Source organism: Thauera sp. 2A1, from assembly GCF_009469595.2.
In the GTDB taxonomy this organism is placed as follows: Bacteria; Pseudomonadota; Gammaproteobacteria; order Burkholderiales; family Rhodocyclaceae; genus Thauera.
In genome coordinates this window covers 39,947-58,487 of sequence record NZ_SSXV01000001.1, presented here as the reverse complement: position 1 = coordinate 58,487, position 18,541 = coordinate 39,947, and the positions used below count along the sequence as shown (strand labels likewise).

Here is an 18,541-nt window from a genome sequence, read left to right as displayed (position 1 = left end):
GCTGGCTCCGCTTCACGGTTCGCCGTAACCTTGGGGATTCGCGCTCTGCCAGCGCCACGCATCAGCACACATGCGGGCCAGATCGCGCTCGGCGCGCCAGCCGAGCACCTCCGCCGCCAGCGCGGGATTCGCCCAGCACTCTGCTACATCCCCGGGGCGCCGAGCCACGATGTCGTAGGGCACCGCGCGCCCCGATGCCGCCTCGAATGCCCGCACCACCTCGAGGACGCTGTAGCCGCGGCCCGTACCCAGATTCACCGTCGTCACGCCCGGCAAAGCGCCGATCCGCTCCAGCGCCCGAAGATGGCCCATCGCGAGATCGACGACGTGGATGTAGTCGCGCACCCCCGTGCCATCCACCGTCGGGTAGTCACCGCCAAAGACCCGCAGCCTCGGCAGGCGCCCCACCGCCACCTGGCTGACATAGGGCATCAGGTTGTTCGGGAGTCCGTTCGGATCCTCGCCGATGCGTCCGCTCTCGTGCGCGCCAACCGGGTTGAAGTAACGCAGCAGCACGATGTTCCACTGCGCATCCGCTGCGCCGACATCGCGCAGGATCCACTCGCCCATGAGCTTGGTCCGACCGTATGGATTCGTCGCCGACGTCGGGAAGGACTCGTCGATCGGAACGCTGGACGGGTCGCCATACACCGTCGCGGACGAGCTGAACACCAGCGACTTCACCCCGGCCTGTGCCATGACGCGCACCAGCGTCAGCAGCCCGCTGAGGTTGTTGTCGTAATACTCCCGCGGCAGCGCGACCGATTCGCCGACCGCCTTCTTCGCCGCGAAGTGCACCACCGCCTCGACCTCGTGGCGCGCGAAAATCCCCCCCAGGGCTTCGCCATCCCTGACATCCGCACGCACGAACGCCGCCAGCGCACGACCGCCGAGCTCCTCTACCCTGCGGATGGCCTCGTACGACGAGTTGGACAAGTCATCCACCACCACGACGTCTCGCCCGGCCCGAAGCAACTCGACGCAGGTATGCGTGCCGATATACCCAGCACCTCCCGTCACCAACGTAACAGCCATCGCCCCTCCCCCTGCCGCACCCGACCGCAGCGGCCCACTTCGACACCTGCGCGCCCTGCCGGGCGCACAAAAAGAAAAGGCCGGGACGCACCCGGCCTTTCCAATGACTGACAGACGCAACGCCGCGAATTACTCGACGACGACTTCACCTTCCGTCGCCAGCCCCTCCGGACGGTCCATCAGCTCGACCAGCGCCATGGGCGCATTGTCGCCGTTGCGGAAACCGAACTTCAGGATGCGAAGATAACCACCATTGCGGGTCGCGTAACGCGGACCCAGCTCATCGAACAGCTTGACGACGATCTCGCGGTCGCGCAGGCGGTCGAAGGCAAGGCGACGATTCGCCAGGCTGGGCTTCTTCCCCAGGGTGATCATGGGTTCGACGACGCGGCGCAGTTCCTTTGCCTTCGGCAGCGTCGTCTTGATGACTTCGTGACGCAGCAGCGAGTTGGCCATGTTGCGGAACATCGCCTGGCGGTGGCTGCTCGTACGATTCAGCTTGCGAAGACCGTGACGGTGACGCATTTCAATTCCTCACTATTCCGAACCGATTCAACCGAGCTTTTCGAGCCCGGCCGGCGGCCAGTTTTCCAGTTTCATGCCCAGCGTCAACCCACGGGAGGCCAACACTTCCTTGATCTCGTTGAGCGACTTGCGGCCCAGATTCGGCGTCTTCAGCAGCTCGGTTTCGGTCCGCTGGATCAGGTCGCCGATGTAGTAGATGTTCTCGGCCTTCAGGCAGTTGGCCGAGCGCACCGTCAGCTCGAGGTCGTCGACCGGACGCAGAAGCACCGGATCCACCGTCACCTTGGTCTCGGCGACAGCCGTCGTCGGCGTGCCCTCCAGATCGGCGAACACCGAGAGCTGATCCATCAGGACGCGCGCCGCGTAGCGGATCGCTTCTTCCGGATCGACCGCGCCGTTGGTTTCGATGTCGATCACCAGACGATCCAGGTCGGTACGCTGCTCAACCCGCGCGCTCTCCACCAGATAGCTGACGCGGCGCACCGGTCCGAACGAGGCGTCGAGCACGACGCGCCCGATCGACTTGCTTTCGCTCGAACCCGGACGGGTGTTGCCGGGCACGTAACCGCGCCCTTCCTCGACCTTGATCTGCATGTCGATCTTGCCACCTGGAGCCAGGTGGGCAATGACATGCTCGGGGTTGATGATCTCGACGTCGTGCCCCACCTCGATGTCCGCGGCGGTGACAACGCCTTCACCCGACTTGGTCAGGCGCACGATCGACTCGCTGCGATTATGCAGCTTCATCACGACGCCCTTCAGGTTGAGCAGCAGGTCAACGATGTCCTCGCGCACGCCATCGAGCGTCGAGTATTCGTGCAACACGCCCTCGATCGTCACTTCCGTGACCGCATGGCCGGGAAGCGACGAGAGAAGAATGCGCCGCAGCGCATTCCCCAGTGTGTGGCCAAAACCACGCTCGAACGGCTCCATCGTCACGCGCGCCTGAACGGGCGAGATGCTCTGGACGTCGATGATGCGCGGTTTCAGCAGTGCATTGCTTTGCATCAGCATTTCCTCGGAACTAGAAGAGGATCAGCACGCCCGCTTAGCGGGAATACAGTTCCACCACCAGGCCTTCGTTGATCGTCGGCGGCAGTTCGGCGCGGGCCGGATAAGCCTTGAACACGCCCTTGCCAGCCTTTGCGTCGACCTCGATCCACTCCGGGAAACCGCGCGAGGCGGCAGCCTCGAGGGCGGCCTTCACGCGCAGATGGTTCTTGCAGCGATCGGTCAGCTCGACGACGTCGCCCGGACGGACGACATACGACGGAATGTTGACGCGCTTGCCATTGACCAGCACGCCGTTGTGGCGCACCACCTGGCGAGCCTCGGCGCGCGATGCACCGAAACCCATCCGATAAGCGACGGAATCCAGGCGCCCTTCGAGCAGTTGCAGCAGGTTCTCACCGGTCTGACCGCGACGGCGGTCAGCTTCAGCGTAGGTCTTGCGGAACTGGCGCTCCAGCACGCCATACAGGCGGCGAATCTTCTGCTTCTCACGCAGTTGCACGCCATAACCCGACAGGCGCTGACCGGAACGCTGGCCGTGCTGGCCAGGCGCGTAAGCACGGCGCTCGATGGCGCACTTGTCGGTAAAACACTTTTCGCCCTTCAGGAACAGCTTTTCGCCTTCGCGACGGCACTGACGGCACTTGGGATCGAGATTACGAGCCACGTTTCAACTCCTTGTCAGATACGACGCTTCTTCGGCGGACGGCAGCCGTTGTGCGGGATGGGGGTGATGTCCGTGATGCTGGAAATCTTGATCCCCAGCGCATTGAGCGCGCGCACCGCGGACTCGCGACCCGGACCAGGGCCCTTGATGCGAACCTCGAGGTTCTTGACGCCACACTCCTGTGCAACCTTGCCCGCCGCCTCGGCTGCAACCTGTGCGGCGAACGGCGTGCTCTTGCGCGAGCCCTTGAAGCCCGCTCCACCCGAGGTCGCCCAGGACAGCGCGTTGCCCTGACGGTCGGTGATCGTGATGATCGTGTTATTGAAGCTCGCGTGAACGTGCGCAATACCTTCGGCGACGTTCTTCTTGACCTTCTTACGAACCTTAGTACCAGTCTTTGCCATTATCGGTTCCTATCACTTCTTGCCGGCGATCGCCTTGCGCGGGCCCTTGCGGGTACGCGCATTCGTGCGGGTGCGTTGCCCGCGCAGCGGCAGACCACGACGATGACGAACACCACGATAGCAACCCAGGTCCATCAGCCGCTTGATGTTCATCGTGACTTCACGACGCAGGTCGCCCTCGACCACGAAGCGGCCGACCTCGTCACGAAGTTTTTCCATATCCGACTCGGTCAGATCCTTCATCTTGACCGAACGCGCGACACCGGCGGCGTCGCAGATCCGCTGAGCACGCGAACGGCCGATCCCATAGATGGCGGTCAGCGCGATCTCGGCATGCTTGTGATTGGGAATGTTAACCCCAGCAATACGGGCCATTCGTTTACCCCAGAATGCGAAACATTAAATTTTAATGCGTTAGGGCGACTTGATCAACCCTGACGCTGCTTGTGACGCGGATCGGTGCAGATCACGCGAACCACGCCCTTGCGGCGAATGATCTTGCAGTTGCGGCAGATCCGCTTCACTGAAGCCTGGACTCTCATTTTTTGCTCCTGTATCTCTGATTCTTCACTTGGTCCGGAACACGATCCGACCCTTGGTCAGATCGTAGGGGGTCAGTTGCACCGTCACCTTGTCGCCAGGCAGGATGCGAATGTAGTGCATCCGCATTTTTCCCGAAATATGGCCAAGCACTTCATGACCATTCTCGAGCCGGACCCGGAACGTTGCGTTGGGGAGGTTCTCGGTCACCTCGCCCTGCATCTCGATTACGTCTTCCTTCGCCATCGCTTACCTGAGCGGCAGACCCGCCCCCTTGAAATTCGCCTTCTTCAGCAGACTTTCATACTGGTGCGACATCACGAACGCCTGCACCTGAGCCATGAAGTCCATCGTCACCACGACGATGATCAGCAGCGAGGTGCCACCAAAGTAGAACGGCACGTTCCACTTAAGGATCAGGAACTCCGGCAGCAGGCACACCAGCGTGATGTAGACCGCGCCAGCAAGCGTCAGGCGCATCAGGATCTTGTCGATGTAACGAGCCGTCTGGTCCCCCGGCCGGATGCCCGGAACGAACGCTCCGCTCTTCTTCAGGTTGTCAGCCGTCTCACGCGCATTGAAAACCAGCGCCGTGTAGAAGAAGCAGAAGAAAACGATGGCCAGCGCGTACAACAGGACATAGATCGGCTGACCCGGAGACAGCGTCGAGGCAATGTCGCGCAGCCAGTACATCCCGCTGCCGGCAGAACCAAACCACTGCCCCAGCGTCGCCGGGAACAAGATGATGCTGGACGCGAAGATCGGCGGAATCACCCCCGACATGTTCAGCTTGAGCGGCAAGTGCGAACTCTGCCCACCGTACACCTTGTTACCCACCTGCCGCTTCGCGTAGTTCACCAGGATCTTGCGCTGACCACGCTCGACGAACACCACGAACGCAGTCACCAACACCACCAGGATGCAAATGAACAGCGCAGTGAAGGGGTGCATCGCCCCGGTTCGCACCAGCTCGAACAACCCGCCGATCGACTTGGGCAGCCCCGCCGCGATACCCGCGAAAATGATGATCGAGATGCCGTTGCCGATGCCGCGTTCGGTGATCTGTTCGCCGAGCCACATCAGGAACATCGTACCGGTCACCAGCGTGGCCACCGTGACGAAGCGGAACATGACTCCCGGCTCCAGCACCAGCCCCTGCTGCCCTTCCAGCGCAATCGCAATACCGAGCGCCTGCGCGAACGCGAGCACCACAGTGCCGTAACGCGTGTACTGCGTGATCTTGCGACGCCCCGCCTCACCTTCCTTCTTGAGCGCCTCGAGCTGAGGCACCGCCACCGTCATCAGCTGCATGATGATCGACGCCGAGATGTACGGCATGATCCCCAGCGCGAAGATGGTGAAGCGCGACAGCGCACCGCCGGAAAATAGGTTGAAGACACCGAGGATGCCGCCGGACTGCGACTGGAACAACTCGGCTAGACGAGCCGGGTCGATCCCGGGAACCGGGATGTGCGCACCGAGCCGATAGACGATCAGCGCGCCAACCAGGAACAACAGCCGGCGCTTCAAGTCGCCGAACTTACCGGGAGCACCCAGCGTGGCAGCAGGTTTGGCCACAGCTTTACCCTGTTACTCAGCCGAAACCGAACCGCCGGCAGCTTCGATCGCCGCCTTGGCGCCGGCCGTCGCACCGATACCGCGGAGCGCGACCTTCTTGCCGAGCTCGCCTGACAGCACCACCTTGGCCGAAAGGGCGTCCGCAGGGACCAGTCCGGCCTGCTTCAGCGTCAGCAGATCGATCTCGTCAACCGGCAGCCCGGCCAGTTCGGACAGGCGCACCTCGACATTGCGGCCGCTCGTCAGCGAGACGAAACCACGCTTCGGCAGACGACGCTGCAGCGGCATCTGGCCGCCTTCGAAACCGACCTTGTGGAAGCCACCGGAACGCGACTTCTGCCCCTTGTGGCCACGACCGCAGGTCTTGCCCAGGCCGCTGCCGATGCCACGGCCGACACGCTTGGCGGTCGACTTAGAGCCGGCACCCGGCTTAATGGAATTCAGGCGCATATCAACCCTCACACTTCACGAGGTAGGACACCTTGTTGACCATGCCGCGCACCTCGGGGGTATCGGCAAGCTCAACGGTGTGGTTCAGTCGACGCAGCCCCAGACCACGAACCGTGGCGCGGTGCGACTGCTTGGTGCCGATCACGCTCTTTACGAGCGTGACCTTGATCTTCTTGTCGGACATCGCTTACCCCAGGATCTCTTCGACGGACTTGCCGCGCTTGGCAGCAATTTCCGCCGGGGTGTTGATCGCCATCAGGCCATTGATCGTCGCGCGAACCACGTTGTAGGGGTTCGACGAACCGATGCACTTGCAGATGATGTCGGTCACGCCCATCACCTCGAACACAGCGCGCATCGGGCCGCCCGCAATGATGCCGGTGCCGCTCGGCGCCGGCTGCATCAGCACCGACGAGGCGCCATGCTTGCCAATCACCGTGTGCTGCAAGGTGCCGTTCTTCAGCGACACCTTGCGCATCTTGCGGCGCGCCTCATCCATCGCCTTCTGCACGGCGACCGGAACTTCACGCGACTTGCCCTTGCCCATGCCGACGGCGCCGTCGCCATCACCGACCACGGTCAGTGCGGCAAAACCGAGGATACGGCCACCCTTCACCACCTTGGTGACACGGTTGATCGCGACCATCTTCTCCCGGAGGCCGTCATCACGCTCTTCGCTGGCCTGCGGGCGCTTGGTTTGCTGCTTAGCCATTCGAATCCTCGCTTAGAACTTAAGACCGCCTTCACGGGCGGCCTCGGCCAGCGCCTTCACGCGACCGTGATAAAGGAAACCGGAACGGTCGAACGCGACCGTCTCGATGCCGGCAGCCTTCGCACGCTCGGCGATGAGCTTGCCCACGGCCTGCGCCGCGCCGACGTTGCCGCCGTTCGGGACCGACGCGCGCACTTCGGGCTCGAGCGTGGAGGCGGCAGCGAGCACTCGCGAACCGCAGCCCGAGATCACCTGGGCGTAGATGTGGCAGTTGGAACGGAACACGGCAAGGCGGACCGCCTTGAGCTCCGCAAGCTTGGCGCGGGTTTTGCGCGCACGGCGAAGACGAGTTTCTTTCTTGTTCATGACGAACCGCCTTACTTCTTCTTGGTTTCCTTGAGCACTACCACCTCGTCCGAGTAACGGACGCCCTTACCCTTGTAGGGTTCGGGAGCGCGGTAGGCACGAACCTCAGCCGCGACCTGGCCGACTTGCTGCTTGTCGATGCCCTTGATCACGATTTCGGTCTGGGTCGGGGTTTCCACCTTGACGCCGGCAGGCATCTGGTGAACCACCGGATGCGAGAAGCCCAGCGACAGGTTCAGCTTGTCACCCTGAGCCTGAGCGCGGTAACCCACGCCCACCAGGTTGAGCTTGCGCTGAAAACCCTGCGTGACGCCGGTGACCATGTTGTTCACCAGAGCACGCGTCGTTCCGGACAGCGCATTAGCATTGGGCGCACCGTCACGCGCCTTGCACAGCAGCGCATCACCTTCACGCTCGACGCTCACAGCAGCGCTCAGCGCCTGGCGCAGGGTGCCCAGCGGCCCCTTCACTGCGATCTCGGCCGCCGAAATCGAAACCTCGACACCAGCGGGGATCGCAACCGGATTCTTAGCTACACGAGACATTGCATCCCCCCTTAGGCCACGAGGCAGATGACTTCGCCGCCGACACGACTGGCGCGGGCAGCACGATCGGTCATCACACCGCGCGGCGTCGACACGATGGCAACGCCGAGGCCGTTCATCACGCGCGGCAGGTCATCGCTACCCTTATAGACACGCAACCCCGGGCGGCTGACGCGCTCGATACGCTCGATGACCGGACGGCCGGCATAATACTTCAGGGCGACGTCGAGAGCGGCCTTGCCAGCCTCGTCGCGCACCGAGAAACCATCGATATAACCTTCGTCCTGCAGCACTTTCGCGATTGCGACCTTCAGCTTCGACGACGGCATGCTTACGCTTGCCTTCTGAGCCTGTTGGCCGTTGCGGATGCGCGTCAGCATGTCGGCGATCGGATCGGACATACTCATCTTCAGATTCTCCTTACCAGCTCGCCTTGGTCATGCCAGGCACTTCGCCACGGAACGCGATTTCGCGCAGCTTGTTGCGGCACAGACCGAACTTGCGGAACACGCCACGCGGACGCCCGGTGAGAGCGCAGCGATTGCGCTGACGCGTCGGATTGGCATTGCGCGGCAGTTGCTGCAGCGTCAGGCGCGCGGCCATGCGTTCCTCATCGGACAGCTTGCTATCATTGACCTGCGCGACGAGCGCAGCGCGCTTGGCAGCAAACTTCGCCACCAGCTTGGCGCGCTTCTCTTCGCGGTTGATCAGAGCCAGTTTCGCCATATCACCCTCAATTCTTGAACGGGAACTTGAACGCGCCGAGCAGCGCACGCGCTTCCTCGTCGGTCTTCGCCGTGGTCGTGATGCTGATGTTCATGCCGCGCAGCGCATCGATCTTGTCGTACTCGATTTCGGGAAAGATGATCTGTTCCTTCACGCCGAGGTTGTAATTCCCACGTCCGTCAAAGCCCTTCGCACCGATGCCACGGAAGTCGCGCACGCGCGGCAGGGCGATCGTGACGAGACGATCGAGGAATTCGAACATGCGCGGACCACGCAGGGTCACCATGCAGCCAATCGGGTAACCTTCACGAATCTTGAAACCCGCAATCGATTTGCGCGCCTTCGTCGTCACCGGCTTCTGACCCGCGATCTTGGTCATGTCGCCGAGCGCGTTCTCAAGCACTTTCTTGTCACCGACCGCCTCACCCACACCCATGTTCAGCGTGATCTTGGTGATGCGCGGCACTTCCATCACGGACTTGTAACCGAAACGCTTCTGCAGCTCAGGCGCGACGGTGTCCTTGTAAAACTGTTGCAAGCGAGCCATCGTCACTCCTTAGGCGTTCACCAGCTCGCCGTTCGACTTGAAGAAGCGAACCTTGCGGCCATCCTCAAGCACCTTGATCCCGACGCGATCAGCCTTCTGCGTCGCCGGATTGAACAGCGCGACATTCGAAACCTGGATCGGCATCTCTTTCTCGACGATGCCGCCCACTTCACCCTTGAGCGGATTCGGGCGGACATGCTTCTTCACCCGATTCACACCCTCGACGACGACCAGATCGTCATCGACGCGGCGCACGACGGTGCCGCGACGACCGCGATCCTTGCCCGTCAGCACCACAACCTCGTCACCCTTGCGGATCTTGTTCATCTGCTCGACTCCTCAGAGCACTTCGGGCGCGAGCGAGACGATCTTCATGAATCGCTCGGTACGCAGCTCGCGGGTCACCGGCCCGAAGATACGGGTACCGATCGGCTCGAGTTTGTTGTTGAGAAGCACGGCCGCATTGTTGTCAAACTTGACCAGCGAACCGTCGGGACGGCGAACACCCTTGGCGGTACGCACCACCACGGCGTTATAGACATCACCCTTCTTGACACGACCGCGCGGTGCAGCATCCTTCACGGAAACCTTGATGATGTCGCCAATGCCGGCGTACCGACGCTTGGACCCACCCAGGACCTTGATGCACATCACCGAGCGCGCGCCGGTGTTGTCGGCCACGTCCAGCCTGGACTGCATTTGAATCATGAATTTATCTCCAACTTCTCCCGCATCGCGGTCAGTCTTGGAACCCGTCAGGGCAGGATGCCCCAGCGAGCACCGGAGCAAGAAACGAAAAGTATAACAGCCTGACGCGGAGGCGCCAAGCTGTTTCACGAAAAAACGATTGCTCGCTGACTCAGATCACGCGTGCCTTTTCGAGCACCTTGGCGACACGCCAAGTCTTGGTGCGCGAAATCGGACGGCACTCTTCGATCTCGACCAGATCGCCTTCGCCAACACCGCCGTCTTCGACATGCGCATGGTACTTCGCAGAGCGGGTGATGATCTTGCCGTAAAGCGGGTGCTTGACCCGGCTTTCGACCAGAACGGTCACCGTCTTCTGCATCTTGTCGCTCACCACTCGCCCGACCAGGGCGCGGCGAACCTTTTCAACTTGCTCGCTCATTGCTGACCCGCCTTCTCGCGCAGGACGGTACGAACGCGAGCGATGTCGCGGCGCACCTTTCCGATCTGACTCGTGTTGCCGAGTTGCTGAGTTGCATGTTGCATGCGCAGGGAAAACTGCGCCTTCAGCAGCTCGAGCAACTCCTGGTTCAATTCACTTGCGCTCTTCGCGCGGAGTTCACTCGCTTTCATTCTCAAGCCCCAATCATGCGGGTGACGAACACGGTCTCGATCGGCAGCTTTGCAGCGGCGAGGCGGAAGGCCTCACGGGCCAGCGCTTCGTCGACGCCGTCCATCTCGTAGAGCACCTTGCCCGGCTGGATCTCGGCGACCCAGTACTCCGGGTTACCCTTGCCGTTACCCATCCGGACTTCAGCCGGCTTCTTCGAAACGGGCTTGTCCGGGAAAATGCGGATCCAGATGCGACCGCCACGCTTGATGTGACGGGTCATCGCGCGACGCGCCGATTCGATCTGACGCGCGGTCAGGCGACCCCGACCGATGGCCTTCAGACCGTACTCGCCGAAGCTGACCTTCGCACCACGCGTTGCCACGCCGGTGTTGCGGCCCTTCTGCTCCTTACGATACTTCCTTCTAGTCGGCTGCAGCATCATTCACTCCTGCTTTCTTCTTGCCGGCCTTCGCCGCGCCGGGCCGGACGGCGACCGGGGCGGCCTTCACCGTCGCGCGGCGCACCACGGCGACCACGGCGGTTGTCGGCCTCAGGTTCGGCAGCCACGGGTTGCTCGTTGCGGCCGAGCATCTCGCCCTTGAACACCCACACCTTGATACCGATGATGCCGTACGTCGTCTTCGCCTCCGAGACGCCGTAATCGATGTTCGCGCGCAGCGTGTGCAGCGGCACGCGACCTTCGCGATACCACTCGGTACGCGCGATCTCGGCACCATTGAGGCGGCCCGAACTCATGATCTTGATGCCCTGCGCGCCCAGACGCATCGCATTCTGCATCGCACGCTTCATTGCACGACGGAACATGATGCGCTTCTCGAGCTGCTGGGCGATCGAGTCGGCGATCAGCTTGGCGTCGATTTCCGGCTTGCGCACTTCCTCGATGTTGACGTGAACCGGGACGCCGACGATCTTCTGCAGATCGCGCTTGAGCGCCTCGATATCCTCGCCCTTCTTGCCGATGACCACACCGGGGCGAGCGCTGTACAGCGTCACACGGGCATTCTTGGCCGGGCGCTCGATCACCACACGACCCACCGAAGCGTGCGCGAGGCGCTTCTTCAGATAGTCACGGACCTTCAGGTCCTCATGCAGCATGCCAGCGAAATCGTGGCTCGAGGCGAACCAGCGGGAAGCCCAGTCACGCGTGACGGCGAGCCGGAAGCCGGTCGGATGAATTTTCTGACCCATATCTACTCCTTACTCGCCAACCGTCAGATAAACGTGGCAGGTCGGCTTGAGGATGCGGTTGCCGCGACCCTTCGCACGCGCGGTGAAGCGCTTGAGCGTCATGCCTTCTTCGACGTGAATGGTCTTCACCTTCAGCGCGTCGATATCAGCGCCATCGTTGTGCTCGGCGTTCGCGATCGCGGACAGCAGCACCTTGCGGATGATCTGCGCGCCCTTCTTCGGCGAGAACGTCAGGATGTTGAGCGCCTGCTCGACCGGCTTGCCGCGCACGAGGTCGGCCACCAGACGGCCCTTCTGGGCCGACAGGCGAACACCACGGAGAATTGCTTTGGTTTCCATGTTGTCCTCTTAACGCTTGGCCTTCTTGCTCGCGGCGTGACCCTTGAAGGTACGCGTCAGCGCGAACTCGCCCAGCTTGTGGCCGACCATGTTTTCGGTGACGTACACCGGGATGTGCTGCTTGCCGTTGTGAACGGCGATCGTCAGGCCGACAAAATCCGGCAGGACAGTGGAACGACGCGACCAGGTCTTGATCGGGCGCTTGTCGTTGCTTGCCCGGGCCGCGTCGATCCTCTTCAGGAGGTGCGCGTCGACGAACGGGCCTTTCTTGATAGAACGTGCCATCTGTTACCCCTTAACGCTTGTGACGACGCTGCACGATCATGTTATCGGTGCGCTTGTTGCTGCGCGTACGATAACCCTTGGCCGGCGTGCCCCACGGGCTCACAGGCTCACGTGCCTCGCCGGTGCGACCCTCGCCACCACCATGCGGGTGATCGACCGGGTTCATCGCCACACCACGGACCGTCGGGCGGATACCGCGCCAGCGGTTCGCACCCGCCTTGCCGATCTTGCGCAGGCTGTGCTCCTCGTTGCCCACTTCGCCGATGGTCGCGCGGCACTCGACGTGCACGCGACGAATCTCGCCGGACCGCAGGCGGAGCTGGGCATACACACCCTCACGCGCAAGCAGTTGAACCGACGTACCGGCGGCGCGTGCAATCTGCGCGCCCTTGCCCGGGGTCATCTCGATGCAATGAATGGTCGAACCCACCGGGATGTTGCGGATCGGCAGCGCATTACCGGCGCGGATCGGCGCCTCGGGACCGCTCATGAGCTGCTGACCGACTTCCACGCCGCGCGGCGCGATGATGTAGCGACGTTCACCGTCGGCGTAGCACAGCAGCGCGATGTGAGCCGAACGGTTCGGGTCATACTCGATCCGCTCGACCTTTGCCGGGATACCGTCCTTGTTGCGACGGAAATCGACCATGCGATAGTGCTGCTTGTGGCCACCACCCTGGTGACGCATCGTGATGCGGCCGTTGTTGTTGCGACCCGCATTCTTGGTTTGCTTCTCAACCAGGCCCGCAAAGGGACGACCCTTGTGCAGATCCGGGTTGACGACCTTCACCATGCCACGACGGCCGGCGGAGGTAGGCTTGAGTTTTACCAGTGCCATGACTTATCACTCCCCAGCCGCAAAGTTGATTTCCTGGCCGGGCTTCAGGCAGACGAAAGCCTTCTTCCAGTTCTTGCGGCGACCCATCATGCCGCCGAAACGCTTGGACTTACCCTTGACGTTGGCAACGTTCACCGACTCGACCTGCACCTTGAAGAGCTGCTCGACGGCAGCCTTCACTTCAGGCTTGGTCGCATCGGCGGCCACCTTGAACACCACCTGCTCGTTCTTGTCGGCGATATAGGTCGCCTTCTCCGAAACCTGCGGGGCGAGCAGCACCTGCAGCAGACGTTCCTGACTGATCGCGCTCATTGCCACACTTCCTCCATCTTCGCCAGCGCACCCTTGGTGACGATCACCTTCGGGAAGCGAACCAGCGACACCGGATCGGCCTCCTGAACCTCGAGCACCAGCACCTGGTGCAGATTGCGCGAGGACAGGAACAGGTTCTCGTCGATCTGATCAGTGATGACCAGAACGGAATCCAGACCCATGCCCTTCAGCTTTTGCGACAGCAGCCGAGTCTTCGGCGCCTCGATGCTGAAGCTATCCACGACGGCGAGACGATCTTCACGCGCCAGTTGCGACAGGATGGCCGCAACGCCAGCGCGATACATCTTGCGGTTCACCTTTTGCGAGAAGTTCTCGTCAGGCGTGTTCGGGAAGATCTTGCCACCCCCGCGCCACAGCGGGCTCGACGCCATACCGGCACGCGCGTTGCCCGTACCCTTCTGGCGGAACGGCTTTCGCGTCGACTTCGCGATCTCCGAACGGCCCTTCTGCTTGCGATTGCCCGAACGCGCGTTCGCCATGTAGGCGGTCACGACCTGATGCACGAGCGCTTCGTTGTACTCACGGCCAAACAGCGCATCCGACGCCTGCAGCGTCGACGCGGCCTGACCCTGATCATTCAACAGTTTGAGTTCCATTGCGGGCTAGCTCCTTACGCCTTGATCGCAGGACGCACGACGACGTCGCCACCCTTGGACCCCGGCACCGCACCCTTGACCAGCAGCAACTGACGCTCGGAATCAACACGAACGATTTCCAGCCCCAAGGTGGTGCGCTGCACGTTGCCGTACTGGCCGGCCATGCGCTTACCCGGGAACACTCGACCCGGGTCCTGCGCCATGCCGATGGAGCCCGGGGAGTTATGGGAAATCGAGTTACCGTGCGAGGCACGGTTCGACGAGAAGTTGTGACGCTTGATCGGACCCGAAAAGCCCTTGCCGATGGTGACACCGGTCACGTCAACCTTTTGGCCAACCTGGAACAGGTCGGCGCCGACGACATCGCCCGCCTTCAGCGAAGCGAGCTGTTCGGCATCGACGCGGAATTCCTTCAGGCCGCGCGCCGGCTCAACCGCCGCCTTGGCAAGATGACCCGCCACTGGCTTGGTGATACGGCTGGCACGGCGCTTGCCGAATGCCACCTGAACCGCGGAGTAACCGTCGGTATCAGGCGTCTTGATCTGGGACACGCGATTGTCGGACACGTCAAGCACCGTCACCGGGATGGAACTGCCATCCTCGGCAAAGATGCGAGTCATGCCGACCTTGCGCCCTACAAGGCCTAGACTCATTTTTTTCTCCTGAATCCCGGTTGCGATTGACCGGGGGTCACACTGATTAATGCGCCAAAAGGCACAAAGGCCGGATTATACCGGCCTTATTCAAGAATCCGCAAGCAAGCCGCTTACTGAAGCTTGATTTCGACATCCACGCCCGCGGGCAGATCGAGCTTCATCAGCGCATCGACGGTCTTGTCGGTCGGATCGATGATGTCCATCAGGCGCTGGTGCGTGCGGATTTCCATCTGGTCGCGGGAAGCCTTATTGACGTGCGGCGAACGCAGCAGGTCAAAACGCTCGATGCGGGTCGGCAGCGGCACGGGTCCGCGGACGACGGCGCCAGTGCGCTTCGCCGTCTCGACGATTTCCTGCGCCGATTGGTCGATCAGGCGATAGTCGAAGGCTTTCAGGCGAATGCGGATTTTCTGGTTCTGCATGATTCGAATTCCAAAGAGCGAAAAGAGCGGAGCGGCGGGACCGGCTGATCCCGCCGCATGCGGGTGTTACTCGATGATCTTGGCGACGACGCCGGCACCGACGGTGCGGCCACCTTCGCGGATCGCGAAGCGCAGACCTTCTTCCATGGCGATCGGCGCGATCAGCTTCACGGTGATCGACACGTTGTCGCCCGGCATGACCATCTCGGTGCCTTCCGGCAGCGAGATCGAACCGGTCACGTCCGTGGTACGGAAGTAGAACTGCGGACGGTAGTTGTTGAAGAACGGGGTGTGACGGCCGCCCTCTTCCTTCGACAGCACGTAGATCTCGCCGGTGAAGTGGGTGTGCGGGGTGATCGAACCCGGCTTGCACAGCACCTGGCCACGCTCGACGTCTTCACGCTTGGTACCGCGCAGCAGCACGCCCACGTTGTCGCCCGCCTGACCCTGGTCGAGCAGCTTGCGGAACATTTCCACGCCGGTGCAGGTGGTCTTGACGGTCGGCTTGATGCCGACGATCTCGATTTCCTCACCGACCTTGACGACGCCGCGCTCGACACGGCCGGTCACCACGGTGCCGCGGCCCGAGATCGAGAACACGTCCTCGATCGGCAGCAGGAAGGGCTTGTCGATGGCGCGCTCAGGCGTCGGGATGTAGCTGTCGAGGGCGTCCGCCAGGCGCATGATCGCCGGCTCGCCGATGTCCGACTGGTCGCCTTCGAGCGCCTTCAGCGCCGAACCCTTGACGATGGGAATGTCGTCGCCCGGGAAGTCGTACTTCGACAGCAGCTCGCGCACTTCCATCTCGACCAGCTCGAGCAGCTCCTCGTCGTCGACCATGTCGCACTTGTTCAGGAAGACGATGATGTACGGCACGCCGACCTGACGGGCCAGCAGGATGTGCTCGCGCGTCTGCGGCATCGGGCCGTCAGCGGCCGAGCACACCAGGATCGCGCCGTCCATCTGCGCCGCACCGGTGATCATGTTCTTCACGTAGTCGGCGTGACCCGGGCAATCCACGTGCGCATAGTGGCGCGTGGCAGTCTCGTACTCGACGTGCGCGGTGTTGATCGTGATGCCGCGCGCCTTCTCTTCCGGCGCCGCGTCGATCTGGTCGTACGCCTTGGCTTCACCGCCGAACTTCTTCGACAGGATCGTCGTGATCGCCGCCGTCAGCGTCGTCTTGCCATGGTCAACGTGGCCGATCGTACCGACGTTCACGTGCGGTTTGGTGCGTTCGAACTTACCCTTAGCCATCTTGATGGGTCCTTATGTTGAGTGTCGGTTACTTGCGATTGCTGATCACAGCCTCGGCGACGCTCTTGGGCGCCTCGGAATAGTGCTTGAACTCCATGGAGTACGTCGCACGACCCTGGCTCAGCGAGCGGAGCTGCGTCGCGTAGCCGAACATTTCGGCCAGCGGCACTTCCGCCTTGATTTCCTTCATGCCGCCAGGGATGTCGTCCATGCCCTGGACGATGCCACGACGACCCGAAAGGTCGCCCATGACGTTACCCATGTAGTCTTCCGGCGTCTCGACGACCACCGCCATCATCGGCTCCAGCAGGACCGGACTGGCGCGGCGCATCGCTTCCTTGAAGGCCATCGAGCCGGCCATCTTGAACGCGTTTTCGTTCGAGTCCACGTCGTGGTAGGAGCCGAAGTGCAGGGTGACCTTCACATCGACGACCGGGAAGCCGGCCAGCACGCCATTGTTCAGGGTGTCCTGGATGCCCTTGTCCACCGCCGGGATGTACTCGCGCGGCACCACGCCGCCCTTGATCGCATCCACAAACTCGTAGCCCTTGCCCTGTTCGGCAGGCTCGAGGTTGATGACCACGTGACCGTACTGACCGCGACCGCCCGACTGTTTCACGAACTTGCCTTCGACGTCGTTGGCCGCTTTGCGGATGGTTTCGCGATAGGCAACCTGCGGCGCGCCGACGTTCGCCTCGACGTTGAACTCGCGCTTCATGCGGTCGACGATGATCTCGAGGTGCAGCTCGCCCATGCCCGAGATGATGGTCTGGCCCGACTCTTCATCGGTGCGGACGCGGAACGAGGGATCCTCGGCCGCCAGACGACCCAGGGCGATGCCCATCTTTTCCTGGTCGCCCTTGGTTTTCGGTTCGACGGCGACGTGGATCACCGGATCGGGGAAGACCATGCGCTCGAGGATGACCGGCGCGGCAGGGTCGCACAGCGTCTCACCCGTCGTGACGTCCTTGAGACCGACCACGGCAGCGATGTCTCCCGCCAGCACTTCCTTGATTTCCTCGCGGTCATTGGCGTGCATCTGCAAAATGCGGCCGATGCGCTCTTTCTTGCCCTTGACCGAGTTCAACACCGTCGAACCGGACTCGAGGACACCCGAGTAAACGCGGATGAAGGTCAGCTGACCGACGAACGGATCCGTCATCAGCTTGAAGGCGAGCGCGGAGAACTTTTCCTCGTCCTTCGCGTAACGCACCACCTCCTTCTCGTCATCGTCGACGCCCGCAACCGGCGGAATGTCGATCGGCGACGGCAGGTACTGGATGACGGCATCCAGCATGCGCTGCACGCCCTTGTTCTTGAACGCGGTGCCGCACAGCATCGGCTGGATCTCGCACGACAGCGTACGTGCGCGCAGGCCAGCGATGACTTCCTCCTCGGAAAGCTCGCCTTCCTCGAGGTACTTGTTCATCAGGTCTTCGTTGGCCTCAGCAGCCGCCTCGACCATGTTGGCACGCCATTCTTCGGCAGTCGCGACCAGATCCGACGGAATATCGTGATACTCGAACTTCATCCCCTGGGACGGCTCGTCCCAGATGATCGCCTTCATCTTGAGCAGATCGACCACGCCCTTGAAGTTGTCCTCGGCACCGATGGGGATCACCACCGGGACGGGATTGGCCTTCAGGCGCGTCTTCATCTGATCGACGACCTTGTAGAAGTTGGCACCCGAACGGTCCATCTTGTTCACGAAGGCAAGGCGCGGCACCTTGTACTTGGTCGCCTGGCGCCAAACGGTCTCGGACTGCGGCTGCACGCCACCCACGGCGCAATACACCATGCAGGCACCGTCGAGCACACGCATCGAGCGCTCCACCTCGATCGTGAAGTCCACGTGTCCCGGAGTGTCGATGATGTTAAAGCGATGCTCGGGGAAGGAATTGTCCATACCCTTCCAGAAGCACGTGACCGCAGCGGACGTGATCGTGATGCCGCGCTCTTGCTCCTGCACCATCCAGTCGGTGGTCGCCGCGCCATCATGCACCTCACCGAGCTTATGGCTCACGCCGGTGTAGAACAGGATGCGCTCGGTCGTAGTCGTCTTGCCGGCGTCGATGTGAGCGGAGATACCGATGTTGCGGTAGCGCTCGATGGGAGTCTTGCGAGCCACGTTTTACCTGCCTTGTCTGAGTCGCGCTTGTGACGCGACGAACGGTTTCATGCGTTAGAAAACAATCGAGCC

Annotated in this window: 32 protein-coding genes; all 32 read right to left on the bottom strand. The window is 62.1% G+C overall.

Features of this window, described 5'->3' with window-relative positions:
• Window positions 1-12: 12 nt before the first annotated feature.
• Entirely contained in the window at window positions 13-1,035 is a 1,023-nt protein-coding gene (gene galE / locus GH664_RS00340; RefSeq protein WP_153166169.1) for a UDP-glucose 4-epimerase GalE, read from the bottom strand.
• A gap of 129 nt (window positions 1,036-1,164) precedes the next feature.
• On the bottom strand, window positions 1,165-1,560 hold the full coding sequence (rplQ, locus tag GH664_RS00335; protein ID WP_153166168.1) for a 50S ribosomal protein L17: 396 nt from the start codon (window positions 1,558-1,560) through the stop codon (window positions 1,165-1,167).
• Window positions 1,561-1,587: 27 nt separating this feature from the next.
• Window positions 1,588-2,574, bottom strand: coding sequence for a DNA-directed RNA polymerase subunit alpha (gene rpoA / locus GH664_RS00330; protein WP_228111304.1), 987 nt, complete (start codon window positions 2,572-2,574; stop codon window positions 1,588-1,590).
• Window positions 2,575-2,608: 34 nt separating this feature from the next.
• Window positions 2,609-3,238 (bottom strand): 30S ribosomal protein S4, encoded by a 630-nt coding sequence (rpsD, locus tag GH664_RS00325; protein WP_153166166.1) that lies wholly within the window; start codon window positions 3,236-3,238, stop codon window positions 2,609-2,611.
• A gap of 14 nt (window positions 3,239-3,252) precedes the next feature.
• On the bottom strand, window positions 3,253-3,642 hold the full coding sequence (rpsK, locus tag GH664_RS00320; RefSeq protein WP_153166165.1) for a 30S ribosomal protein S11: 390 nt from the start codon (window positions 3,640-3,642) through the stop codon (window positions 3,253-3,255).
• Window positions 3,643-3,654: 12 nt separating this feature from the next.
• Window positions 3,655-4,017 carry a 30S ribosomal protein S13 gene (rpsM, locus tag GH664_RS00315; RefSeq protein ID WP_153166164.1) on the bottom strand — a complete coding sequence of 121 codons (363 nt, stop codon included), beginning with the start codon at window positions 4,015-4,017 and terminating at the stop codon, window positions 3,655-3,657.
• A 53-nt stretch (window positions 4,018-4,070) separates the two neighbouring features.
• Complete coding sequence (gene rpmJ / locus GH664_RS00310) at window positions 4,071-4,184, bottom strand: 50S ribosomal protein L36 (protein ID WP_011767118.1); 114 nt, start codon at window positions 4,182-4,184, stop codon at window positions 4,071-4,073.
• 25 nt (window positions 4,185-4,209) lie between these two features.
• Window positions 4,210-4,428: a translation initiation factor IF-1 gene (gene infA, locus GH664_RS00305; protein WP_153166163.1), complete on the bottom strand. Its 219-nt coding sequence runs from the start codon at window positions 4,426-4,428 to the stop codon at window positions 4,210-4,212.
• 3 nt (window positions 4,429-4,431) lie between these two features.
• A complete protein-coding gene (gene secY / locus GH664_RS00300) occupies window positions 4,432-5,760 on the bottom strand; it encodes a preprotein translocase subunit SecY (protein WP_153166162.1) in 1,329 nt (442 codons plus the stop codon).
• A 12-nt stretch (window positions 5,761-5,772) separates the two neighbouring features.
• Complete coding sequence (gene rplO / locus GH664_RS00295) at window positions 5,773-6,210, bottom strand: 50S ribosomal protein L15 (protein WP_153166161.1); 438 nt, start codon at window positions 6,208-6,210, stop codon at window positions 5,773-5,775.
• 1 nt (window position 6,211) lies between these two features.
• Window positions 6,212-6,394 carry a 50S ribosomal protein L30 gene (gene rpmD / locus GH664_RS00290; RefSeq protein ID WP_002931611.1) on the bottom strand — a complete coding sequence of 61 codons (183 nt, stop codon included), beginning with the start codon at window positions 6,392-6,394 and terminating at the stop codon, window positions 6,212-6,214.
• 3 nt (window positions 6,395-6,397) lie between these two features.
• Window positions 6,398-6,922, bottom strand: coding sequence for a 30S ribosomal protein S5 (gene rpsE / locus GH664_RS00285; RefSeq protein ID WP_153166160.1), 525 nt, complete (start codon window positions 6,920-6,922; stop codon window positions 6,398-6,400).
• A 12-nt stretch (window positions 6,923-6,934) separates the two neighbouring features.
• Window positions 6,935-7,288: a 50S ribosomal protein L18 gene (rplR, locus tag GH664_RS00280; RefSeq protein ID WP_153166159.1), complete on the bottom strand. Its 354-nt coding sequence runs from the start codon at window positions 7,286-7,288 to the stop codon at window positions 6,935-6,937.
• Window positions 7,289-7,299: 11 nt separating this feature from the next.
• Window positions 7,300-7,833, bottom strand: a complete 534-nt coding sequence (rplF, locus tag GH664_RS00275; RefSeq protein ID WP_153166158.1) for a 50S ribosomal protein L6 — start codon at window positions 7,831-7,833, stop codon at window positions 7,300-7,302.
• A gap of 11 nt (window positions 7,834-7,844) precedes the next feature.
• Complete coding sequence (gene rpsH, locus GH664_RS00270; protein WP_153166157.1) at window positions 7,845-8,240, bottom strand: 30S ribosomal protein S8; 396 nt, start codon at window positions 8,238-8,240, stop codon at window positions 7,845-7,847.
• A gap of 13 nt (window positions 8,241-8,253) precedes the next feature.
• Window positions 8,254-8,559 (bottom strand): 30S ribosomal protein S14, encoded by a 306-nt coding sequence (gene rpsN, locus GH664_RS00265; RefSeq protein ID WP_153166156.1) that lies wholly within the window; start codon window positions 8,557-8,559, stop codon window positions 8,254-8,256.
• Window positions 8,560-8,566: 7 nt separating this feature from the next.
• On the bottom strand, window positions 8,567-9,106 hold the full coding sequence (gene rplE, locus GH664_RS00260) for a 50S ribosomal protein L5 (RefSeq protein ID WP_153166155.1): 540 nt from the start codon (window positions 9,104-9,106) through the stop codon (window positions 8,567-8,569).
• Between the two features lie 9 nt (window positions 9,107-9,115).
• Complete coding sequence (gene rplX / locus GH664_RS00255; protein WP_153166154.1) at window positions 9,116-9,433, bottom strand: 50S ribosomal protein L24; 318 nt, start codon at window positions 9,431-9,433, stop codon at window positions 9,116-9,118.
• A 12-nt stretch (window positions 9,434-9,445) separates the two neighbouring features.
• Complete coding sequence (rplN, locus tag GH664_RS00250; RefSeq protein WP_153166153.1) at window positions 9,446-9,814, bottom strand: 50S ribosomal protein L14; 369 nt, start codon at window positions 9,812-9,814, stop codon at window positions 9,446-9,448.
• A 151-nt stretch (window positions 9,815-9,965) separates the two neighbouring features.
• Window positions 9,966-10,235, bottom strand: coding sequence for a 30S ribosomal protein S17 (rpsQ, locus tag GH664_RS00245; RefSeq protein WP_153166152.1), 270 nt, complete (start codon window positions 10,233-10,235; stop codon window positions 9,966-9,968).
• Window positions 10,232-10,426 carry a 50S ribosomal protein L29 gene (gene rpmC, locus GH664_RS00240; RefSeq protein WP_153166151.1) on the bottom strand — a complete coding sequence of 65 codons (195 nt, stop codon included), beginning with the start codon at window positions 10,424-10,426 and terminating at the stop codon, window positions 10,232-10,234. The genes rpsQ and rpmC overlap by 4 nt, the downstream gene beginning before the upstream one ends.
• 2 nt (window positions 10,427-10,428) lie before the next feature.
• Entirely contained in the window at window positions 10,429-10,845 is a 417-nt protein-coding gene (gene rplP / locus GH664_RS00235) for a 50S ribosomal protein L16 (protein WP_153166456.1), read from the bottom strand.
• Window positions 10,845-11,615, bottom strand: a complete 771-nt coding sequence (gene rpsC / locus GH664_RS00230; RefSeq protein WP_153166150.1) for a 30S ribosomal protein S3 — start codon at window positions 11,613-11,615, stop codon at window positions 10,845-10,847. The genes rplP and rpsC overlap by 1 nt, the downstream gene beginning before the upstream one ends.
• Before the next feature lie 9 nt (window positions 11,616-11,624).
• Entirely contained in the window at window positions 11,625-11,954 is a 330-nt protein-coding gene (gene rplV / locus GH664_RS00225; RefSeq protein ID WP_153166149.1) for a 50S ribosomal protein L22, read from the bottom strand.
• Window positions 11,955-11,963: 9 nt separating this feature from the next.
• Entirely contained in the window at window positions 11,964-12,239 is a 276-nt protein-coding gene (gene rpsS, locus GH664_RS00220; protein WP_153166148.1) for a 30S ribosomal protein S19, read from the bottom strand.
• Window positions 12,240-12,249: 10 nt separating this feature from the next.
• Window positions 12,250-13,077: a 50S ribosomal protein L2 gene (rplB, locus tag GH664_RS00215; RefSeq protein WP_153166147.1), complete on the bottom strand. Its 828-nt coding sequence runs from the start codon at window positions 13,075-13,077 to the stop codon at window positions 12,250-12,252.
• Between the two features lie 6 nt (window positions 13,078-13,083).
• A complete protein-coding gene (gene rplW, locus GH664_RS00210; RefSeq protein ID WP_269468946.1) occupies window positions 13,084-13,380 on the bottom strand; it encodes a 50S ribosomal protein L23 in 297 nt (98 codons plus the stop codon).
• Between the two features lie 5 nt (window positions 13,381-13,385).
• Window positions 13,386-14,006, bottom strand: a complete 621-nt coding sequence (gene rplD, locus GH664_RS00205) for a 50S ribosomal protein L4 (protein ID WP_153166145.1) — start codon at window positions 14,004-14,006, stop codon at window positions 13,386-13,388.
• A gap of 14 nt (window positions 14,007-14,020) precedes the next feature.
• Window positions 14,021-14,659, bottom strand: coding sequence for a 50S ribosomal protein L3 (gene rplC / locus GH664_RS00200; RefSeq protein WP_153166144.1), 639 nt, complete (start codon window positions 14,657-14,659; stop codon window positions 14,021-14,023).
• A 113-nt stretch (window positions 14,660-14,772) separates the two neighbouring features.
• A complete protein-coding gene (rpsJ, locus tag GH664_RS00195; RefSeq protein WP_153166143.1) occupies window positions 14,773-15,084 on the bottom strand; it encodes a 30S ribosomal protein S10 in 312 nt (103 codons plus the stop codon).
• Window positions 15,085-15,150: 66 nt separating this feature from the next.
• The gene (tuf, locus tag GH664_RS00190) at window positions 15,151-16,341 is read right to left on the bottom strand and encodes an elongation factor Tu (RefSeq protein ID WP_153166131.1); all 1,191 of its coding nucleotides are present in this window, start codon (window positions 16,339-16,341) and stop codon (window positions 15,151-15,153) included.
• A 28-nt stretch (window positions 16,342-16,369) separates the two neighbouring features.
• Window positions 16,370-18,469 carry an elongation factor G gene (fusA, locus tag GH664_RS00185; protein WP_153166142.1) on the bottom strand — a complete coding sequence of 700 codons (2,100 nt, stop codon included), beginning with the start codon at window positions 18,467-18,469 and terminating at the stop codon, window positions 16,370-16,372.
• Window positions 18,470-18,541: the final 72 nt, after the last annotated feature.